Source organism: Nocardiopsis sediminis, from assembly GCF_042650565.1.
In the GTDB taxonomy this organism is placed as follows: Bacteria; Actinomycetota; Actinomycetes; order Streptosporangiales; family Streptosporangiaceae; genus Nocardiopsis_B; species Nocardiopsis_B sediminis.
Genome location: NZ_JBHSBH010000008.1, coordinates 19,187 through 38,603, shown reverse-complemented (window position 1 = coordinate 38,603; position 19,417 = coordinate 19,187). Strand labels below are relative to the sequence as shown.

The 19,417-nt window shown below is 74.4% G+C and carries 18 protein-coding genes; 8 read left to right on the top strand and 10 right to left on the bottom strand.

Features of this window, described 5'->3' with window-relative positions; genetic code table 11:
- Positions 1-46: 46 nt before the first annotated feature.
- Positions 47-334, bottom strand: a complete 288-nt coding sequence (locus tag ACFOVU_RS12025; RefSeq protein WP_378532903.1) for a DUF3040 domain-containing protein — start codon at positions 332-334, stop codon at positions 47-49.
- 276 nt (positions 335-610) lie between these two features.
- Between ACFOVU_RS12025 and ACFOVU_RS12020 the strand changes: the two genes are divergently transcribed.
- Positions 611-2,542 (top strand): FAD/NAD(P)-binding protein, encoded by a 1,932-nt coding sequence (locus ACFOVU_RS12020; RefSeq protein WP_378532901.1) that lies wholly within the window; start codon positions 611-613, stop codon positions 2,540-2,542.
- Between the two features lie 70 nt (positions 2,543-2,612).
- On the opposite strand, the gene ACFOVU_RS12015 is transcribed toward ACFOVU_RS12020, so the two are convergent.
- The 7 genes from ACFOVU_RS12015 to mtnA form a co-directional block, all read right to left on the bottom strand.
- Complete coding sequence (locus ACFOVU_RS12015; RefSeq protein ID WP_378532898.1) at positions 2,613-4,001, bottom strand: NtaA/DmoA family FMN-dependent monooxygenase; 1,389 nt, start codon at positions 3,999-4,001, stop codon at positions 2,613-2,615.
- Positions 3,998-4,249 (bottom strand): hypothetical protein, encoded by a 252-nt coding sequence (locus ACFOVU_RS12010; protein WP_378532896.1) that lies wholly within the window; start codon positions 4,247-4,249, stop codon positions 3,998-4,000. The genes ACFOVU_RS12015 and ACFOVU_RS12010 overlap by 4 nt, the downstream gene beginning before the upstream one ends.
- Positions 4,246-5,403, bottom strand: a complete 1,158-nt coding sequence (locus tag ACFOVU_RS12005; RefSeq protein ID WP_378532894.1) for an LLM class flavin-dependent oxidoreductase — start codon at positions 5,401-5,403, stop codon at positions 4,246-4,248. The genes ACFOVU_RS12010 and ACFOVU_RS12005 overlap by 4 nt, the downstream gene beginning before the upstream one ends.
- Before the next feature lie 179 nt (positions 5,404-5,582).
- Positions 5,583-7,109: a tripartite tricarboxylate transporter permease gene (locus tag ACFOVU_RS12000; RefSeq protein WP_378532892.1), complete on the bottom strand. Its 1,527-nt coding sequence runs from the start codon at positions 7,107-7,109 to the stop codon at positions 5,583-5,585.
- 10 nt (positions 7,110-7,119) lie between these two features.
- Positions 7,120-7,731, bottom strand: coding sequence for a tripartite tricarboxylate transporter TctB family protein (locus ACFOVU_RS11995; protein WP_378532890.1), 612 nt, complete (start codon positions 7,729-7,731; stop codon positions 7,120-7,122).
- Entirely contained in the window at positions 7,728-8,744 is a 1,017-nt protein-coding gene (locus ACFOVU_RS11990; RefSeq protein WP_378532888.1) for a tripartite tricarboxylate transporter substrate binding protein, read from the bottom strand. Before ACFOVU_RS11990 ends, ACFOVU_RS11995 begins: the two co-directional genes overlap by 4 nt.
- Before the next feature lie 170 nt (positions 8,745-8,914).
- Positions 8,915-9,943 (bottom strand): S-methyl-5-thioribose-1-phosphate isomerase, encoded by a 1,029-nt coding sequence (gene mtnA, locus ACFOVU_RS11985; RefSeq protein WP_378532886.1) that lies wholly within the window; start codon positions 9,941-9,943, stop codon positions 8,915-8,917.
- 311 nt (positions 9,944-10,254) lie between these two features.
- Between mtnA and ACFOVU_RS11980 the strand changes: the two genes are divergently transcribed.
- The 7 genes from ACFOVU_RS11980 (at position 10,255) to ACFOVU_RS11950 (ending at position 18,011) form a co-directional block, all read left to right on the top strand.
- Positions 10,255-11,079: an ABC transporter ATP-binding protein gene (locus ACFOVU_RS11980; RefSeq protein ID WP_378532884.1), complete on the top strand. Its 825-nt coding sequence runs from the start codon at positions 10,255-10,257 to the stop codon at positions 11,077-11,079.
- Positions 11,063-11,959: an ABC transporter permease gene (locus ACFOVU_RS11975; RefSeq protein WP_378532882.1), complete on the top strand. Its 897-nt coding sequence runs from the start codon at positions 11,063-11,065 to the stop codon at positions 11,957-11,959. The genes ACFOVU_RS11980 and ACFOVU_RS11975 overlap by 17 nt, the downstream gene beginning before the upstream one ends.
- Positions 11,956-12,972 carry an ABC transporter substrate-binding protein gene (locus ACFOVU_RS11970; RefSeq protein WP_378532880.1) on the top strand — a complete coding sequence of 339 codons (1,017 nt, stop codon included), beginning with the start codon at positions 11,956-11,958 and terminating at the stop codon, positions 12,970-12,972. The genes ACFOVU_RS11975 and ACFOVU_RS11970 overlap by 4 nt, the downstream gene beginning before the upstream one ends.
- A 193-nt stretch (positions 12,973-13,165) precedes the next feature.
- Positions 13,166-13,696 carry a winged helix-turn-helix domain-containing protein gene (locus ACFOVU_RS11965; RefSeq protein WP_378532878.1) on the top strand — a complete coding sequence of 177 codons (531 nt, stop codon included), beginning with the start codon at positions 13,166-13,168 and terminating at the stop codon, positions 13,694-13,696.
- Positions 13,697-13,989: 293 nt separating this feature from the next.
- On the top strand, positions 13,990-15,411 hold the full coding sequence (locus ACFOVU_RS11960; protein ID WP_378532877.1) for a lyase family protein: 1,422 nt from the start codon (positions 13,990-13,992) through the stop codon (positions 15,409-15,411).
- Complete coding sequence (locus ACFOVU_RS11955; protein WP_378532875.1) at positions 15,408-16,937, top strand: SLC13 family permease; 1,530 nt, start codon at positions 15,408-15,410, stop codon at positions 16,935-16,937. Before ACFOVU_RS11960 ends, ACFOVU_RS11955 begins: the two co-directional genes overlap by 4 nt.
- 33 nt (positions 16,938-16,970) lie before the next feature.
- Positions 16,971-18,011, top strand: a complete 1,041-nt coding sequence (locus ACFOVU_RS11950) for a LacI family DNA-binding transcriptional regulator (RefSeq protein WP_378532873.1) — start codon at positions 16,971-16,973, stop codon at positions 18,009-18,011.
- Between the two features lie 32 nt (positions 18,012-18,043).
- Here ACFOVU_RS11950 and ACFOVU_RS11945 read toward each other — a convergent pair whose 3' ends face one another.
- Together ACFOVU_RS11945 and ACFOVU_RS11940 are read right to left on the bottom strand one after the other, a co-directional pair.
- Positions 18,044-18,445: a rhodanese-like domain-containing protein gene (locus tag ACFOVU_RS11945; RefSeq protein WP_378532871.1), complete on the bottom strand. Its 402-nt coding sequence runs from the start codon at positions 18,443-18,445 to the stop codon at positions 18,044-18,046.
- On the bottom strand, positions 18,442-19,059 hold the full coding sequence (locus ACFOVU_RS11940; RefSeq protein WP_378532869.1) for a cysteine dioxygenase: 618 nt from the start codon (positions 19,057-19,059) through the stop codon (positions 18,442-18,444). The genes ACFOVU_RS11945 and ACFOVU_RS11940 overlap by 4 nt, the downstream gene beginning before the upstream one ends.
- Positions 19,060-19,417 lie beyond the last annotated feature (358 nt).

Here is a 19,417-nt window from a genome sequence, read left to right as displayed (position 1 = left end):
GCCCGGGCCCTCGGGGCCCGGGTCCGCGGGCGGCGGTCGCCGCCGGTCAGCCGGCGGTGACCGGGGCCACCTCCTCGGGCACTTGGCGGGGTGAGGCGGGTTCCGGGTCGGGGGCGCCGGGGGCGGCGAAGAAGAGCAGCGCCAGCAGGCCGGCGGCCACGACCGCGATGGCCCCGCACACCGCCCACGCCTGCCAGCCGCCTCGCGCACCGCGCGCGAAGGAGGGGTCGTCGGCGCCGAAGGTGGCGAGGTGGCCCGCCAGGGCGGGGTCGTCCTCCCCCAGCCGTTGCTCGATTTCGGCGAGGATCCGCCGTTCGTACTCTCGCAGGGCCATTCGCACCCTCCTCGGCCGTGGTTCCGCACGCACACGGCGTGTGCGTCAAGTGTGCCCGTCCGCCGGGTGTTCTATACGTGCCGAACCGATCGCGCCATGGGGACCTGCGCGTCCGGACCTGGCTCCGGGGTGTGGTTCTGCTTACCTTTCCCGCCGTGAGCGGCCCCGGGAGCCGATGCTTCGGACGCGGTGACCCGCCATGTCGGGCATTCCCGGCGGCGCCCTATCACCATTAACGATATTGACTACCTGTTTAGTCGGAAATAGTTTCTCGGTGTGACCCTCCACGCCCAGCCGCCGTCCGCCCCCGGGACCCGCCATCCGGTCATCGCGATCATCGGAGCAGGGCCGCGCGGCACCTCCCTGCTCGAGCGCCTCATCGCCAACGCCCCGCACATCCTCCCCGGATCGGGCGCGGACGTGCACCTCATCGACCCCTACCCGCCCGGCGGCGGGCGCATCTGGCGCCACCGCCAGTCGCCGCTGCTGTGGATGAACACCACCGCGGCCGACTGCACGATGTTCACCGACTCCACCGTCGCCTGCGAGGGGCCCCTCGTCCCGGGCCCCACCCTGGACGCCTGGGCGCGCGACGCCGCCGCCGGGCGGCTGGCGCTGCCGCCCGGGTTCCGCCCGCACCCGGCGACCCTGGCCGAGGCCGCCCGCATGCACCCCGGGTGGTTCGCCACACGGCGGCTCCAGAGCGACTACCTGGGCTGGGTGTACCACCACGTCGCCGCCCAGGCGCCGCCCGGCTTCCGCGTCCACACCCACGCGACCACGGCCACCGACGTCCGCGACCTGCCCGATGGGCGCCAGCGCGTGCTGCTCGCCGACGGCGCCCCGATCGACGCCGACGTGGTGCTCTTCGCCCAGGGCAACATCGCCGTCCGGCCCGACCCGGCCGAGGAGCGGCTGGCCGCCTACGCCCAGGCCCACGGCCTGGCCTACGTGCCCACGGCCTCCACGGCCGACATCGGGCTGGACGCGGTCCGGCCCGGCGAGCCGGTGATCGTCCGCGGCCTGGGGCTCGCCTTCATCGACGCCATGGTGCTGCTCACCTCCGGGCGCGGCGGGCGGTTCGAGCGCGGTGCCGACGGCGAGCTGCGCTACCTCGCCTCAGGCGAGGAGCCCGTGATCCACGCGGGGTCGCGGCGCGGCGTGCCCTACCACTCCAAGATCCACTACGCGCCGCCCGGCGAGCGCCCGGCGCTGCCCCGCCACTTCCACGCCGAGGCGGTGGCCGCGCTCGGCGACCGCCCGCTCGACCTCGCCGAGGACCTGCGCCCGCTGATCCTGCGCGAACTCGCCGACGCCTCCTACCGCGAGCTCGCGGCCTCGCACCCCGAGCGGCTGGCGATGGCCCCCGGACGGTTCCTCGCCGAGCTGGACGCCGTCGACTGGGCGGGCCCCGGCATCAAGGCGCTCATCGCCGAGGCGGTCCCCGACGACGCCGACCGCTTCGACGCCGACCGCCTGGACCGCCCGCTGGCCGGCCGGCGCTTCGCCGACACCGGGGCGCTCCAGACGTGGATGCACGGCTACATCGACGCCGACCTGCGGCGCCGCCGCGACCCGCGCTACAGCGGCGACCTCGCCGTCTTCCACGCCCTGCTGTCGGTGTTCGGGGTGCTGGCCGAGCTCATGGCGGCCGGGCGGATCGCGCCGGGGTCGGAGAAGCGGGACTTCCCCGAGTTCCTCGGCTTCTTCAGCTACCTCGCGAGCGGCCCGCCGGGGCCGCGCCTGGAGGAGCTGCTGGCGCTGGCGCGCGCGGGCGTGGTGCGGTTCCTGGGCGCCGACACCGAGGTGGAGGCGCGCGACGGCGGGTTCCGCGCGTCCTCGCCCTCTGTCCCGGGCGAGGTGCGGGCGCGGGCGCTGATCGACGCCCGGCTGCCGCACCGCTCCCTGGGCCGCACGGCCGACCCGCTGCTGGCCCGGCTGGCGGGGCGCGGTGAGATCACCGAGCGGACCCGGACCGACCCCGCGACCGGCACCGCCCATCCGACCGGCCTCATCGACGCCGACCCCGCCGACCAGCGGCTGCGTCGCGCCGACGGCGGCGTCCACGCGGCACGGTTCGGGGCGGGGATCATGGTCGCGGGCGGGGCGGGGTCGGGCGGCTTCTCCCGGCCGCGGACCAACGCGGGCTTCTTCCGGCAGAACGACGCGATCGCCCGCGCGGCCCTGCGGCAGGCGGGCGGCGCGTAGCCCGCGGGCGGGGCCGTTCCGCCGCCGGGACGGCGGCGGAACGGCGCGGGCGTGCCCGGGTCGGCGGGCCTCAGGCGGCCCCGGGGTCCGCGGTTCCGCGGCGGGCACCTCCGCCGGCGCCCACCGGGGGCAGCCCGAGGTTCTCGCGCAGGGTGGAGCCGGTGTACTCGGTGCGGAAGACGCCCCGCTCCTGGAGCACGGGGACGACGCGGTCGACGAAGTCGTCGAGCCCGTGCGGGGTGATGTGGGGGACGAGGACGAAGCCGTCGCAGGCGCCGGTCCGGACGTGCTCGTCGAGCCCCTCCGCGACCTGCTCGGGGGTGCCGACGAAGGTCTGGCGGGCGGTGGTCTCGACGATCAGGTCGCGGATGCTCAGGTTCCGCGCTTCGGCCAGCTCCCGCCATTCCCGGGCCAGGCCGAGGGGGTCCTTGGTGTGGCGGACCCGGCCGCGCGTGATGGAGATGTTGTCGGGGTCGGGGTCGACATCGGGCAGCGGGCCCTCGGGGTCGTAGGCGGACAGGTCGCGGCCCCACACCTGCTCCAGGAAGCGCAGGGCGGTCTGCCCGCTGACCTGCTGGTAGCGGATGGCGAGGGCGCGTTCGCGGGCCTCGGCCTCGGTGTCGCCGATGACGAAGGTGACCGCGGGCATGATGAGCAGGTCGTCGGGGCTGCGGCCGTGGGCCGCCAGGCGCGATTTCACGTCGGTGTAGAAGGCGCGGCCCGCCTCGAGCCCGCCGTGCCGGGAGAAGATGACGTCGGCGTCGGAGGCGGCGAAGTCGCGGCCGTCGGCGGAGTCGCCCGCCTGGATGATCACCGGGTGGCCCTGCGGCGAGCGGGGGACGGTGGACTCCCCCGCGAAGTCGAAGAACCGGTCCTTGCGGGCGATGCGGCCGATGCCCTCGTCGCGGGCGAACACCCCGGCCTCGCGGTCGCCGGCCAGCGCGTCGGCGTCCCAGCCGTCCCACAGCTCGCGCGCGGCGGCCACGAAGGCGGCGGCCCGCTCGTAACGGTCGGCGTGGTCGAGGTAGCCGCCGCGGCGGAAGTTCTCCCCGGTGAAGGCGTCCGGGGAGGTGACGGCGTTCCAGGCGGCGCGGCCCCCGCTGAGGTGGTCCAGGGTGGCGAGCTGGCGGGCCAGTTCGTAGGGCTCGTTGAAGGTGGTGCTGAGCGTGCCGGCCAGGCCCAGATGGGTGGTGACCGACGCGAGCCCGGCGAGGACGGCGAGGGTGTCGGGGCGCCCCACGACGTCCAGGTCGTGGATGAGCCCCTGGTGCTCGCGCAGCCGGAGCCCTTCGGCGAGGAAGAAGAAGTCCAGCAGGCCCCGCTCGGCGGTGCGGGCGAGGTGGGTGAAGGAGGCGAAGTCGATCTGGCTGCCGGCCGCGGGGTCGCTCCACACGGTGGTGTTATTGACGCCGGGGAAGTGCGCGGCCAGGCGGATCTGCTTTGGGGGCGCTGCGGTCATGGTCGGGCGGTCTCCTGTTCGGTGCCGGTGGTGACCGGGGCGGCGGGGCCGCGGCCGGGCGGTGCAGCGGGGGCGGGCGGCGGGCTGACGCCGAGGGAGAGTCCCAGTTCGGCGCGGTGGGCGCACGGCTCGCCGGAGTGGGCGGACGGCGGCAGCGGGTCGGGGCACAGCCATCCCGCGGCGCGCGCGGCGAAGGCGACGCAGGCGGCGGCGAGGGCCGCCGTGGACGGCTCGGCCGCGCGGGTCATGTCGCCGCGTAGTGGCCGGCGGGGCGCGACAGGCCGAAATGGCCGCGCAGGGTGTCGGCGGTATAGGCGTCGCGGAACAGCCCGTGGCCGCGCAGGAGCGGGACGACGTGGTCGACGAAGGCGGTGAGGTCCGCGGGCAGGACCGCCGGGTGGACGGTGAAGCCGTCGGCGGCCCCCTGCGCGGCCCACTGGGCGAGGGCGTCGGCGAGGTCGGCGGGGGTTCCGGTGAAGTCCAGGCCGGGGGCGGGCCCGGGGCCGCCGGCGAGGGCGTCGAGGCGGTCGCGCCGCGCACGGGCAGCGGCGGCGTCGGTGTCGAGGAGCACGGAGACGTCGGCGAGGACGGCGACGTCGTCGGGCGAGCGCCCGGCCTGGCGGACCTCGGCGCGGATGCGGGCGCGGGCGATGGCGGCGGAGCCGGGGTCGGGGCGGGCGATGAGGACGGCGTCGGCGTGGGCGGCGGCGGTGGCCAGGGCGGTGTCGTCGTCGGCGCGGACCACGACCAGGGGGTGGCCCTGGGGCGGGCGCGGGGTGATGGAGGGGCCCTTGACCGACCAGCCGGGGCCGGTGAAGTCGACGTAGTGGAGGCGGTCGCGGTCGACGAAGCGGCCGGTGGCGGTGTCGCGGATCTCGGCGTCGTCGTCCCAGCTGTCCCAGAGCCGGGCCACGACGTCGGCGACCGCGGCGGCCTCGTCCCAGAGCACGGCGGCGGGGGCGGCGGGGCGGCGGCCGATGTGGCGCGCCTCGGCCTCGGTGGCCGAGACCTGCACGCGCCAGCCCGCCCGGCCCAGGCTGGCGAAGTCGAGGGTCGCGACGGCCTTGGAGACATGGAAGGGCTCGGTGTGGGTGGTGGTCACGGTCGGGACGAGGCCGATCCGGGAGGTCAGCGGGGCGAGGGCGGTGAGCGTGAGCAGGGCGTCGAGGCGTCCGCGGACCCGGTCGGCGCGCCCGTCCTGGAGGGCGAGGGAGTCGTCGAGGGTGACGAAGTCGAGCGCGCCGCGCTCGGCCTCGCGCGCGGCGTCGGCGTAGTGGGCGGCGGTGAACAGGTCGGCGGGGCGCGCGGGGGCGACGCGCCAGGCGGCCGGATGCGCCCCGGCTCCGTCGATGGCGGCGCCGATGTGCAGGGGCGCCGGCGGGGATGGCGGGGTTGCGGGCACGGTTCCTCTTCCCTCGGCCGCCTCGCCGAGCCGCGGGCGGCCGTGTCGTCACGGGGGGTGGGTGTCCAGAGGCTTTAACCTACTAAACCGATCTGGATTACCAATATTCCCGTGACGGCGGCATTCCGTCGCCCTGCCCGGAGTCGCCCGCGCCGCCCCTCGGCGGCCGCCCCGCCCCGCTACACCGGGGTGCCCTCCACCGCCTTCTCCGCCTTCCCGGGCTCGCGGTCGCGGCGCAGGAACGAGCGCACGATCGGCACGACGATGACGACCGCCAGGAGCAGGAACAGGGTCCCCGAGATCGGGCGGGTCAGGAAGCCCGTCGGGTCGCCGTCGAAGACGAGCAGCGACCGCCGCAGGGAGCTCTCCAGCAGCGAGCCCAGGACGAAGGCGAGCACCAGCGGGCCCGGCTCGAAGCCGAACTTCTTCATCAGGTAGCCGAGCAGGCCGAACACGATCACCAGGGCGATGTCGAAGACGTTGTTGCGGACCGTGTAGACGCCCACCAGGGTGATCAGCACCGTGATCGGCGCGAGGATCGCCGGCCGCACGCGCAGGATCTTCACGAACAGCCCCACCAGGGGGATGCTCATGATCAGCAGCAGGATGTTGCCGATGTACATCGAGTTGATGACGCCCCAGAACAGCTCCGGCTCCTGGGAGACCAGCTGCGGGCCCGGTGCCACGCCCTGGATGAGCAGGGCGCCGAAGATCATCGCCATGGTGGCGTTGGCGGGGATGCCGAGCGTGAGGAGCGGGATGAACGACGAGGTCGCGGCGGCGTTGTTGGCCGTCTCGGGCGCGGCCACGCCCTCGATCGCCCCGCGGCCGAACCGCTCCGGCGTGCGGGAGCGGCGCTTCTCCAGGGCGTAGGCGGCCAGCGACGACAGCGTGGCGCCGCCGCCGGGCAGGATGCCCAGCACGAAGCCCAGCACCGATCCCCGGCCGATCGCCCCGGCCGACTGCCGCAGGTCGGCGCGCGAGGGCCAGGTGTTGGCGACCTCGGCGGGCGCGTGCGCCGCCCGGTGCCGTTCCTCCAGGTTGTGCAGGATCTCGCCGATGCCGAAGATGCCCATGGCGATCGGCACGAAGTCGATCCCGTCGGCCAGGGACAGCGACTCGAAGGTGAAGCGCTCGGCCCCGGAGAAGGTGTCGCGGCCCACCGTCGCCAGGAGCAGCCCCAGGCAGGCCGCGATGATCGCCTTGACGCGCCCGCCGTTGCCCACCGTCGCTACCAGCAGGATGCCGAGCAGGGCCAGGGCGGTGTACTCGGCGGGGCCGAAGTCCAGGGCGAAGCCCGCGATGATGGGCGCCAGCAGCGACAGCGCCACGATCGACAGGGTCCCGCCCACGAAGGAGCCGATCGCCGCGATCCCCAGCGCCGTCCCGGCCCGCCCCTGGCGGGCCAGCGCGTGGCCGTCGAAGACCGTCACCACCGACGACGCCTCACCGGGCAGGCGCAGCAGGACCGAGGTGATCGTGCCCCCGTACTGGGCGCCGTAGAAGATGCCCGCGAGCATGATGATCGCCGTCACGGGCTCGATCCCGAAGGTGATCGGGAGCAGGATCGCGATCGTGGCCGCCGGGCCGAGGCCGGGCAGCACCCCGACCAGCATGCCGATGACCACGCCGATCAGGCAGTAGAGCAGGTTGGTGGGTTCGAGGACGACACCGAACCCGTCCACCATGGAGGCCAGGGAGTCCATCGTCAGCTTCCTAGAAGAGGTGGGGGATCGGCACGGCCAGCAGGCCCACGAAGATCACGTAGAAGGCGACCACGATGAGAACGGACGTCACCGCCGACAGCCGCCAGGACTCGCCGCCGAGGAAGCGCAGCCACACGAAGGCCAGCAGGGCCGAGGGGATCTCGAACCCGATCACGCCGATCACGGCGACGAAGCCGGCCATGGTGGCCAGCCCCGCCAGGACCTTCCACGACGCCGCCGAGAACGCCTCGGTGTCGCGGGTGCGTCCCGCCATGAGCAGCAGGACCACCCCCAGGCCGGCCATCGCACAGCTCACCAGCAGGGGCCAGGTGCCGGCCGCGGGCCGGGCGGGCGCGCCCGCGCCCAGGGCCAGCGAGCCCGCGATCCCGGCGGCGCCCAGGGCGACGACCGCGATCCCGACCCCGATGTTGGCCACCGGGCCGAGCGGCCCGGGCGTCTCCGGGGCGTCCTCGCCGGGGACCGAAGGGGCGCCGACGGTGCCCGCCGGTTCGCCGGGCGCGGCGGGCCGTCCCGCTGCGGGCCCTTCCTCGGGCTCGGGCGCCCCGGGCGGGGAGGCGGCCTGTGCGCCCCCGTCCGCGCGCTTGATCCAGGAGGCCCTCACTGGTCCTCGCCCAGCTCGATGCCGTACTCCTCGACCATGGCGGCGTAGTCCTCCCGGTAGCCGTCCCATTCCTGGACGAGCTGGTCGGGTTCGACCTCGTGGGCGGTGAACAGGTTGTCCTCGTTGAACGCCTGGTACTCCTCGGTCGCGAACGCCGTGCCGAACGCGTCCCGCAGGCTGGTGAGGACCTCGTCGGGGGTGTCCTTGGGCGCCGCGACCGCCCGGTACTGGGAGACGCGCACCTCGTACCCGGACTCGACCGCGGTGGGGACGTCGGGCATGTGCTCGCTGCGCTCGTCGGCGAACGTGGCCAGCGGGATCAGCTCACCCGCTTCGACCTGCTCCTTCGCCTCGCCGAGCTGGACGGCGGCCACGTCGACCTGCCCGCCCAGGACCGCCGTCAGCGTGGGCGCCCCGCCGTCGAAGGGGACGTGGGTCGACGAGATCTCGGCCTGCTGGAAGAGCAGCTCCTGGGCCAGCTGGCTGCCGGTGCCCACGCCGGTGCTGCCGAACGTCAGGTCCTCACCCTGGTCGACGAGGTCCTCGAGGGTGTCGATGTCGGACGAGGCCGGCACGACGAGCACGTAGTCGTCGCGGGAGATCCCGGTGATGACCTCGAAGTCGCCGACGCTCACGGCCTCTTCCTCCGACACCGCCAGGGGGGTGATCGAGGTCAGCGAGGCGTTGAGGATGAGCAGGTTGTGGCCGTCGGGCTCCTGGCCCGCGACCTCGTTGGCCGCCAGCGCACCGTTGGCGCCGGGCGTGTTCACCACGGGCACGGCCACGCCGAGTTCGTCGTCGGCCCCTTCGGCCAGGGCGCGGGCGATCAGGTCCGTGCTCCCGCCGGGATCGGCCCCCACGACGATGGTGACCGGTCCGCTGGGGAAGTCGCCGGAGCCGCCGCCGGACAGGTTGCCGCCGCAGCCAGTGGCGGCCACGACCACCACCGCCGCCGCCAGGGCGGGCACCGCTCGCGCGGGTCCAGGGTGTCGCCTGTTCGGCAGTCCGGTCATGGGGTCCTCCTCGTGTTCTCGCACCCGCCGCCGCATGCGATGTGAAGCCGGTCACCGGGGTGGGTGAGTGGCAGCATAGGAGGATTGATCCATGCATGTCCAAGTCGAAATAGGCATAAACCGATACCTTCTACGTATCGGCTGCTCCGCGGCGTCCGGGGCCCGGACCGTCAGCGCGCCGCGGGCACGTGCCCGCGGGCGACCTCATAGGCGCCGTACTCGGTGACCAGGGCGGACACCAGGCGGGCGGGGACCACCTCGAACGCCGGGTTGTAGGCGCGGCTGGCCCGCGGTGTGATCCGGTGGCCGCCCCCGCTCAGCACCTCCTCCTCCGGGCGCAGATCGAGTGCGATCGCGGCGCCGTTCGGCGTCCCCGCGTCGACGGCGCCGGCGGGCGCTGCCACCACGAACGGGGCGCCGGCGTCGGCGCAGGCGAGCGCGATGGCGAGGGTGCCGGCCCCGGCCGCGACGTCGCCGTTGGCGGCGATCCGGTCGGCGCCGACGACGGCGGCGTCCACCAGCCCGGTGGCGATCACCGAGGCGGCGGCGCCATCGGGCTGCACGGCGTGCGCGATGCCCGCACGGGCGAGCTCCCAGGCGGTCATGCGCGAGCCCTGGAGCAGCGGGCGGGTCTCGTCGACGTGCACGAGCGCCAGGAGGCCGCGGTCGTTCAGCTCGCGGATCACGCCGAGGGCGGTCCCGCGGCCCGCGGTGGCGGGCGGCCCGACACCGCCGTGGGTGAGCACGCGCAGGCGGGAGCGGCCCGCCAGGAGGTGCCCGGACAGATGGTCGGCGCCGTTGGCGCCGATCGCGTCCTCGGCGGCGGCCTGCTCGGCGGCGATGGCGTCGGCGGCGCGCACGACGGCGTCGGCACCGGCGGGGATGAGCGACCGCACCCGGTCGACGCTCCAGCGAAGGTCGACGGCCACCGGCCCGGCGGAGCGGATCCTGTCGACGGCGGCGTCCAGCCCGCTGCCGCCCCACCCCTCGCGCTCGGCCTGGAGCAGGGCGACCGCCACCCCGTATGCGCCCGCGATGGCCAGTACAGGGGCGCCGCTGATCACCGCGCGGTCGATGGCCCCGATCAGGCCGTCGACCGTGGTGATCTCCAGGAACACGCGCTCGGTGGGCAGCCGTGTCTGGTCCAGCACCCGAAGCGCCGATCCGCACCAGGAGAGGGCGGGCATGTCATCGCGCATCCGCAAACGGTAGCGGGGTCGCACACCGCCCGGACATGGGCCCGGCCGCCACCGCGTCGTGGCCCCACGCCGCGCAGCCGCGGCCCCTGCGGCACCCGGCCGGGGCGCCGACGCGCGCCGAGTCCCGCCCGCGCACTCGGCGACACCGCATCCCCGTCGGCCGCGGCCGGCGAGGTGCCTCTCCCCGGCTGCGAGTGGCGCCGCCCGGTCGGGCGGCGGCGGTGATCACACCGCGGAGCAGGGGTATTGTCCACTTAATCGGTATGTTTTACTGATTTGGTTCTGATTCGACCAGTACAGGAGGTGTGCCCGTGGGTATCGGAGATCCCGCGGACGGCGCCACGGAGGCGGGCCGTGCGGGGCCGCTGCTGCGGCTGGAGGGGGTGGCCATCGGCTACCGCCAGCCCGGCGGCTACGTACCGGCCGTCGAGGGCGCCGCCTTCGAGGTGCAGCGGGGCGAGACGACCATGCTGCTCGGGCCCTCCGGGTGCGGGAAGTCCACGCTGCTCAAGGCGGTGGCGGGGTTCCTCCGCCCCGACGCCGGGCGGATCACGTTCGACGGGCGCACCGACCTGGCGCCCGGCCCCGACCGGGCCGTCGTCTTCCAGGAGCTCGACCAGCTCTTCCCCTGGTGCACCGTGCTGGGCAACGTGGCCTACGCGCTGCGCGCCACCGGGACCCCGCGCGCCGAGGCGCACGAGCGGGCCCGGGAGCACGTGGAGCTGATGGGACTGGGCCACGCGCTGGACCGCTACCCCCACCAGCTCTCCGGCGGCATGAAGCAGCGGGTCGCCATCGCGCGGGCGTTCGCCCTCTCCCCGCTCATGCTGCTGATGGACGAGCCCTTCGGGTCGCTGGACGCCCAGACGCGGGACCGGCTCCAGCAGGAGCTGGCCGAACGGGCGCGCCGCACCGACGTCACCATCCTGTTCGTCACCCACAGCATCGACGAGGCCGTCCTGCTCGGCGACCGCGTGGTGGTGCTGGGCGGACGCCCGTCGCACGTCCGCGACATCGTCGGCGTCGCCGGGGTCGAGCGCCCCGACAGCGAGGAGTTCATCGAGGCCCGGCGGCGCCTGCGCGCGCTGCTGGCCTCCGACGGCGAAGAGGAGCCGCGCCATGCCGTCGCCGACTGAGACCGCCGCCTCCGGGACCGCGTCCGCCGCTCCCGAGCCGGCCGCCCCCTCCGGACGGGCCCCCCGCCGCGTCCGCACCGACCGCCCGGGACCCTGGTCGCGCCTGCCCACGTGGCTGCGCCGCTCCCTGCTGCTGGTGGCGCTCATCGCCGCCTGGCAGGGCTACGTGAGCGCGGCGGGCGTCAGCCCGCTGGTGTTCGCCGGCCCTGTGGACGTCGCGCAGGCCTTCGCCGACGGCTGGACCAGCGGGGCGCTCGTCGGCCCCACCCTGACCACCCTGCGGCTGCTGGGCCTGGGCATGGCGATCGGGATGGCGCTGGCGCTGCTGCTCACCGCGCTGGCGGTCGGCACCCGCTTCGGCGACGACCTGCTCTCCCTGCTCACCGCCATGATCAACCCACTGCCGTCGGTGGCCGTGCTGCCGTTGGCCATGCTCTGGTTCGGCCTCAACGAGACCGCCCTGGTGTTCGTCGTGGCCAACGCGGTGCTGTGGCCCATGGCGGTCAACGTCGGCACCGGCTTCCGGACGGTGCCCGCCACCACGCTCATGGTCGGCCGGAGCCTGGGCCTGCGCGGCTGGCGCCTCATCCGCGACGTCCGGCTGCCCGCCGCACTGCCGCACACCATCGCCGGGGTCAAGACCGGCTGGGCCTTCGGCTGGCGCACGATCATCGCCGCCGAGCTCGTCTTCGGCGTGGCTGGGGCGCAGGGCGGGCTGGGCTTCTTCATCAACGAGGCCCGCTACTACCTGAACATCCCCGACGTCTTCGCCGGCCTGGTGACGATCGCCCTGATCGGCATCGTGCTGGACCTGCTGTTCACCCTGCTCGAACGGCGCACGGTCGTGCGCTGGGGCATGAAAGAAGGAGCGACCATATGAGTCCGACGATCACCGGCCCCGGGCGGCGGGACGTACTGCGGGGCGGGCTGGGGCTGCTGGCCGGTGCGGCGGTGATCGGGCCCCTCGCCGCGTGCTCGGGCGGGGAGGGGGCGGCCGGGGCGACCGGCGAGGTGGCCATCGCCAGCGGGCACGGCATCAGCTTCGCCCCGCTCACCATCATCGAGGCGCAGGGCTGGCTCGACGAGGACCTGCCCGAGCACACCGTGAGCTGGCAGATCCTCAGCGGCGGGTCGGCCAGCCGCGACGGCCTGCTCGGCGGCAGCCTCCAAGGGGGCACCAGCGGCCTGGCCCCCTTCCTCCTGGGCTGGGACACCGGCGTGCCGTGGCGGATCGTCACGGGGCTCAACAACATGCCGCTGTGGATGGTCGCGATCGATGAGCGCATCCAGAGCCTCGCCGACATCACCGACGAGGACCGGATCTCCTCGCCGCAGCCCGGGTCCATCCAGTCCATGGTGCTGGCCCGCGCCGCACAGGAGGAGTTCGGCGACGCCGACCGCTTCACCGCCAACCTGGTGGCCATGCCGCACCCCGATGCGCTCCAGGCGCTGATCAGCGGGCAGATCGCCGCGGCCGTCACCTCCCCGCCGTTCCAGTACCAGGCCGAGGAGGAGGGCGCGCGGGTCCTGCTGGACAGCTACGAGGTGTTCGGCGGCGCGCACGGCTTCAACGTGGTGGTGGCACTGGAGGACTACGCCGAGCAGAACCCCGACGTGATCGAGGCGATCCACGCCAATGTCGCCCGGGCCAACGAGCTGATCGCCGACGACCCCGGCGAGGCCGCCCGCATCCTGTCGGAGGCCGAGGACGGCGAGATCAGCCCGGAGCAGTACGAGGACTACCTCACCCGCGACGGCATCGAGTTCACCACGACCCCTCAGGGGCTGGAGAACCTGGGCGCCTTCATGGCCGAGATCGGGGAGGTCGACGCCGGGCCGGAGAACTGGCGCGACCTCGTCTTCGACACGGTCGCCGAGGAATCGGGCAGCTAGCCGGATCCCGGGGGTCCGGGCGCCGGCCCGGCCGTTGTTCCGGCGCTCCCGGGGGTTGCGGCCGCGCCGGAACCCCCGGGACCCCGGCCCGGCACCGCCGCGGCGGCCCGTGCGGGCCGCCGCGTCACATTCGCCGCGGATTAATCCTACTAAATAGGTAGACTTAATTGAGTTTATCTCGCATGATAAGACCATGCTCACCCGACGTAGCGAACACACGGCCACTCGCCACCTCGCGGTGATTCCGCCGCTCCATACGGCCGCCGGAACCACCGCCGACCTCCCCCTTGCCGACCTTCCGCTCTCGGACGAATCCGAGACGCTCCTCGGCGTCGTCCCGCTGGAGGACGACGGAAAGCTGATGATCGTGGTCGGACGCGTCGTGGACGCCGACGGCGCCCCGATCCCGGGAACCGCGCCGCCGCTCCACGAGGACGACCCGGAGGACGACCTCGTCGTCGACCGCGCCACCTGGCGCGTCACGGTCCAGGGCGTGCGCATCGACATGACCTACCAGGAGTTCCGGCTGCTCGACCGGCTGGCCTCGAACCCGGGCCGGGTGTTCACCCGGACCGAACTACTGGAGAGCGTGTGGGGGGCCGCCGGCGACCTCCAGACCCGTACGATCGACGTGCACATCCACCGCCTCCGCCGCAAGCTCGGTCCCCTGCGCGACCGCCTCACCACGGTCCGCCGGGTGGGCTACGTCTACCAGCGCATCTGAGGCTCGCACCGAGGCACGGCGGAGGGCCCGGCCAGGGGGTCGCACCCGTGGCCGGGCCGTTGTTCTCCGCACCCCGCCGGACGGCGGCCGAGGGGCCTCACCTGGCATCTCCGGCCCGCCGCGGCCACCACCGGGCTTGACAGGCGTGTGGGGTGGATCTCATAGTGGAATCCATTCCATTCACTCTGCGGCGCCGATCACCCCTCGCTCGAAATGGAATCGATTCCACAGATCGACCTCTCGATCCGCACGTCCCGTGGCCGGCGCCCGCCACACCGGAGGTGGTCCCGACCGTGTCCCCCATTGACCCGCGGCTCCCTGGAAGCCCGCCATTCTCCCTGCTCACGCACCTTGCAGGAGACGAGGAGCAGGCCGCCCTCTTCTCGGCGGGGAGCTGCATCGACGGCTGGCTCGCGACGGAGCGGGCGCTCGCCCTCGCCCAGGCCCGGCACGGCGTCATCTCGGCGTCCGACGCCGCGGCCATCGTCGCGGCCGCCCACCCGGAGGCGATCGACGCCGACGCGCTCTGGGCCACCGCGCGCAACGTCGGCTACCCGATCCTGGGCCTGGTGCGCCAGGTGGCGGCGGCGCTGCCCGACGGGCCCAACGGCCGCGTCCACTACGGGGCCACCACCCAGGACATCATGGACACCGGGCTGGCCCTCCAGCTGTCGCGCTCACTGGCCGCGCTCGACCGCCGGCTCGCCCGCCTCGGCGACGCCCTGGCCGCGCGGGCCGAGGAGCACGCCGCCACCGTGATGGCCGGGCGCACCCACGGCCAGCAGGCCGTCCCCACCACCTTCGGCGCCACGCTGGGCACCCTCCTGGCCCAGCTCGCCCGCCACCGCGAGCGCCTGGCCCAGGCCCACCCGCGCATCGCCGTCGTCTCCCTCTTCGGCGCCGCGGGGACCGCCGCTGCGCTCGGCCCGAAATCGGCCCAGGTCAGGGCGGAGATGGCGGATATCCTCGGGCTGCGCCCCGCCGACGTCCCCTGGCACGTCGACCGCGACGGCGTCGCCGAGTTCGGCTGGCTGTGCGCGACCATCACGGCCGCCTGCGCCAAGTTCGCCCGCAACATCGCCGACCTGTCCCGCACTGAGATCGGCGAGGTGTCCGAGCCCTACTCCGCCCACCGGGGCGCCTCCTCCACGATGCCGCAGAAGGTGAACCCGATCTCCTCGGAGGTGATCATCGGACTGTCCGGAACCGCAGGTGCCCTCGCCTCGTCGCTGGCCCGGCTCCAGGAGGCCGGGCACGAGCGCGCGGCCGGCGAGTGGCAGATCGAATGGCAGGTCGTCCCCCAGCTCGCCGTGCTGGCCGGCAGCGCGCTCGCCGAGGCCGCGGTGGTTGCCGAGGGCATGCGCGTCGACACCGCGCGCATGCGGGCCAACCTCGGCCTCGACGGCGGCCTGGTCATGGCGGAGGCGCAGATGATCCAGCTCGCCGCCGCCCTCGGCCGCGAGGACGCCCACGACCTCGTCTACGAGGCCGCCGTTCGCGCCCGCCGCGACGGCACGGGGCTGGCCGGCGCCCTGCGCACCGTCGCCGCCGAGCAGGGCCGGGCGGAGCTGCTGCCCGAGCCGCTGGTGGGCCCCGACGACTACCTCGGCGAGGCCGCGGCGGTCGCCCGCAACGCCGTCAAGGCCTGGGAGGCGGCGCCGGCCCTGCCCGCCGCGGCGGGCGGCGCCCCGCGCATCGCGGAGCTGGCGTCATGAGCGCCCCGGCCACCGCGACCGCCCCGGAGGCGCCCGCCGAGAGCCGCTTCGACGTCGTCCGCGCCAGGGTCGGCCGCTACGCGGTCCTCCCCCTCATGGCGCTGGCCCTGCTGGCCCCCACGGGCCTGCCCGCCGACCAGCGCGCCATGCTCGCCGTTCTGGCGTTCGTCGTGCTGCTGTGGATCACCGAGACCATCCCCATCGCGGCCACCGCCCTGATCGGCGTCGCCCTGCTGGTGCTGCTCGGGGTCGGGACCCCCGACGAGGTGTTCGCCGCGTTCGGCTCCAACACCGTCTTCCTGGTGATCGGGGCGTTCATGCTGGCGCGGGCGATGAGCGCGCACGGGCTGGACCGGCGCTTCGCGCTGCGCGTGCTCTCGCTGCCGGGCGTGGGCGACAGCACCTACCGCACGGCACTGGCCTTCGGCGTCGTGGCCACGCTGCTGTCGGTACTGGTGTCGTCGTCGGCGACCGCGGCGATGCTGCTGCCGATCGGCGTGGGGGTGGTGCGCACCGTCGGCGACCTGATCGAGGAGCGCACCCCCGGTGTCTCCGGCCACCGCACGCGCTTCTCCTGCATGCTGATGCTGGCCATCGCCTACGGCGCGGGCGTGGGGTCGGTGCTGACGCCCATCACCGGGATCGCCAATGTCATCGGCCGCGGGACCATCGAGGAGATGACCGGCCACCGCGTCGAGCTCTTCGACTGGCTGTCGATGTCGGCGCCCTACGTCCTGGTCCTCGGGGCGGTGATGTGGGGCGCGCTGGTCCTGGTCAACCGGCCCGAGACCCGGCGCATCCCCGGCGGCCAGGAGCGCTTCCGCGCCGAATACGCCGCGCTGGGCCCCACCGGCGGGGCCGAACGGGCCGTGATCGCGGTCTTCGCGGTCACGGTGGCGCTGTGGATCCTGCCGTCGCTGGTCACCACGGCCGACCTCACCTCCCCGGCGCTGCTGGCGTTCACCGAGCGCCTGAGCGAGGGGGCTGTTGTGGTCGCAGCGGCCGGCCTGCTGTTCTTCCTGCCCGACGGGCGCGGGGGCCGGGTCCTGACCTGGCAGGAGGCCGCGCGCATCGACTGGGGCACCGTGGTCCTGGTCGGGGTGGGCCTGACCATCGGCCGGATGATGAGCGTGACCGGGCTGGCCGAGACCATCGGCGCGGCGGTGGCCGGGGCCACCGATGTGCACAGCACATGGCTGCTGTGCCTGGTGGCCATCGTCCTGGGCATGGCGATCTCCGAGACCACGAGCAACACCGCCAGCGTGGGCATCGTGGTACCGATCGTGATCCCGATCGCGGTCGCGATCGGCGTCGACCCCATCATCCCGGCGATGGCCGCGGTCTTCGCCGGCAACGCCGGGGCGATGCTGCCGGTGTCCACGCCGCCCAACGCCATCGTCTACGGTTCGGGCTACGTGCCCATGGTCCGGATGATCGCGACCGGGGTGTTCTGCGACATCGTGTGCGTGCCGCTGATCTTCCTGGCGACGTTCGGGATCGGGTCGGCCATCGGGCTGGGGCTCTGAGCGCGCCCGGCCCCGGCCGCTAAGCTCGTCGGCATGGTGAAGCTGTCCGACGTCGCACGGCTGGCCGGGGTCGGGGTGGGCACGGCCTCGCGCGCCATCAGCGGCAACGGTGCGGTAAGCCCCGAGAGCCGGCGCCGGGTGCTCGCCGCGGCCGAGGAGCTCGGCTACCGGCCCAACGCCGCGGCGCGCGCCCTGCGCGAGCGGCGCACCCGCGCCGTCGGGCTGCTGCTGCCCGACATCGTCAACGAGTTCTATACGGCCAGCGCCGCCGTCATCCAGTCCGATCTGGACGATGCGGGCTACCAGCTCGTCGTGGGCGTCACGGGCAACGACCCCCGGGCCGAGCGGCACGCCGTCCGCACCATGCTGGACCGCCAGGTCGACGGCCTGATCCACGTCCCCGTCGATCCGCACGTGGAGCTGCCCGCCGACCTCCCCGCCGTCCAGCTCAACCGGCACTCCGACCCGCTGCGGGTGAGCGCCGTGGTCAGCGACGACGTCGCGGGGGTCGGGGAGCTGACCTCGGCCGTCATCGGGGCGGGCCACACCGACCTGGTCGCCGTCATCGGCGCGCCCGAGTTCTCCACCAGCCGGGACCGCCTGGCCGGGTACCGGCGGGCGGTCGCCGCGGCCGGGATCCCCGAGGCCGGGGCCGCTCCGGCGGAGCGGCCGGCGGCCGGGCGGCGCTCCCGGGTCCTCACCGGCCCCTTCACCTCGCAGTGGGGCTACGACGCGCTCACCGGGATCGCCGGTGACCGGCCGCAGGCGCTGATCGCGCTGAGCAGCCGGCTGATGATGGGCGTCCTGCGCGCCTGCGGCGACCTGGGGTTGCGGATCCCCGAGGACATCTCCGTCGCCGGGCTGGGCGACCCGGAGTGGTTCTCCGTCTGGCGGCCCGGCATCACGACGTTCGCGCCCGCGCTCGCCGATATGGGCCACCACGCCGCAACGGAGGTGCTGCGGGCGATCGAGGAGGGGCCGGCCGCGGGCGCGCCGCGGCTGGAGCGGCTGCCCGGCCGGGTCCGCGTGCGCGGGTCCGTGCAGGGGCTCGGCGCGGCGCCCGCCCCGGTATAACGACCGAGGGCGGCCGGGGGCGGGCGGCGCGGTCAGGCCGGGTCGTCGCCGGGCGGCGCCGGCTCGGTGGGCAGGCCGGCGGCGGCCCAGGCGCGGAAGCCGCCGATGAGGTCGGTCGCGCGGGTCAGCCCCAGGTCGCGGAGCTGGGCCGCGGCGAGGCTGGAGGCGTAGCCCTCGTTGCAGAACAGGATGATGCGGCGGCCGGGGTCGCCGGCCTCGGCGATGCGGTCGGGGCTGGTCGGGTCGAGCCGCCACTCCAGGACGTTGCGCTCGACCACGACGGCTCCGGGGATGATGCCCTCGGCGCGCCGGTAGGCGACGGGGCGGGTGTCGACCAGCAGCGCCCCGGCGGCCGCCTCGGCGCGGGCCTGTTCGGGGCCGACCCGGTCGAGCCGGGCCCGGCTCCGCTCCAGCAGCGCGTCGACCGCGCTCATCGCGCACCGCCCGCTGCCGGTGCCGGTGCCACTGTCGCCGTCGCTGCCGCCGCCACTGTGGGGGCCGCTGCCGGGCGCTGTGCGCCGTCGCGGGTGGGGACGCCGTCGAGGACGACGGTGTCGGGCTCCGGCTCGTGGGTGAGGATGCTGTGCGTGCGGCTCAGGGCCCCGGTGTCGTCGATCCGGTAGTAGGACATCGCGGTCAGGGGCGGCGAGTAGGCGTGCACGGTGACGGCGGGGGCGGTGGTGAGGTTCACGACGTCGTGCACGTGGCCGAGGGGGAAGGCGGCGCCGCGCCCGCTGACCAGGGGGCGCTCGTGCAGGCCGGCCGCCCAGTAGCGTTCGGTCAGGGCCCCGCTGACGACCGTCAGCGCGCCCAGCGACCCCGCGTGGTCGTGGAGGGCGGTGGACTGGTCGGGGGTCCAGCTGATGAGCCAGACGTCGGCGTAGGCGTCGCCGCGCAGCCGCACCGACCAGCGGTTCTCGGCGTCGAAGCGGATCTCGTGCAGCCCGCGCCGGACTTCCTCGGCGGTGGTGGCGGTCAGCTCGACGAGCCGGTCGAGCGTCAGCGGGGTGGGTGCCGTTGTGAGGACGGGACTCTGGTCGATGGTCATGGGCGTCTTTCCGGTTCGATGGTGGTCAGGACAGTGTTACGCGGCCCGCCCGTGACACCGTTCATCGAAGAGGAGGCCGCGCCGCCAGAAGCGGCGGGCCGGATCGATCACTGCCATGATCAAAGTTAACCATATTTCCTACATACTTAGTGGGGAGAGACGCGCCGAAGATCCGGCGACACCCCGATCCCGCACCGACCCCGCGAACCCCTCAGCGGCACACCCGGCCACCTCGATGGCTATTTCCTACTTTTTCGGTTGACAAAGTCTTCTTGGTGGGCGACGCTTGCACCGTGGCACTCCGGAAGCGCGGATCCGGGGCGCCGCAGGGGCGGTGGCCACCGTGCGGGAGGTGGCA

Coding starts and splice junctions, on each gene's coding strand:
- ACFOVU_RS12025 (WP_378532903.1), bottom strand. CDS start 334: ATGGCCCTGCGAGAGTACGAACGGCGGATCCTCGCCGAAATCGAGCAA.
- ACFOVU_RS12015 (WP_378532898.1), bottom strand. CDS start 4,001: ATGACCGCAGCGCCCCCAAAGCAGATCCGCCTGGCCGCGCACTTCCCC.
- ACFOVU_RS12010 (WP_378532896.1), bottom strand. CDS start 4,249: ATGACCCGCGCGGCCGAGCCGTCCACGGCGGCCCTCGCCGCCGCCTGC.
- ACFOVU_RS12000 (WP_378532892.1), bottom strand. CDS start 7,109: ATGGACTCCCTGGCCTCCATGGTGGACGGGTTCGGTGTCGTCCTCGAA.
- ACFOVU_RS11990 (WP_378532888.1), bottom strand. CDS start 8,744: ATGACCGGACTGCCGAACAGGCGACACCCTGGACCCGCGCGAGCGGTG.
- mtnA (WP_378532886.1), bottom strand. CDS start 9,943: ATGCGCGATGACATGCCCGCCCTCTCCTGGTGCGGATCGGCGCTTCGG.
- ACFOVU_RS11975 (WP_378532882.1), top strand. CDS start 11,063: ATGCCGTCGCCGACTGAGACCGCCGCCTCCGGGACCGCGTCCGCCGCT.
- ACFOVU_RS11970 (WP_378532880.1), top strand. CDS start 11,956: ATGAGTCCGACGATCACCGGCCCCGGGCGGCGGGACGTACTGCGGGGC.
- ACFOVU_RS11965 (WP_378532878.1), top strand. CDS start 13,166: ATGCTCACCCGACGTAGCGAACACACGGCCACTCGCCACCTCGCGGTG.
- ACFOVU_RS11955 (WP_378532875.1), top strand. CDS start 15,408: ATGAGCGCCCCGGCCACCGCGACCGCCCCGGAGGCGCCCGCCGAGAGC.
- ACFOVU_RS11950 (WP_378532873.1), top strand. CDS start 16,971: ATGGTGAAGCTGTCCGACGTCGCACGGCTGGCCGGGGTCGGGGTGGGC.
- ACFOVU_RS11945 (WP_378532871.1), bottom strand. CDS start 18,445: ATGAGCGCGGTCGACGCGCTGCTGGAGCGGAGCCGGGCCCGGCTCGAC.
- ACFOVU_RS11940 (WP_378532869.1), bottom strand. CDS start 19,059: ATGACCATCGACCAGAGTCCCGTCCTCACAACGGCACCCACCCCGCTG.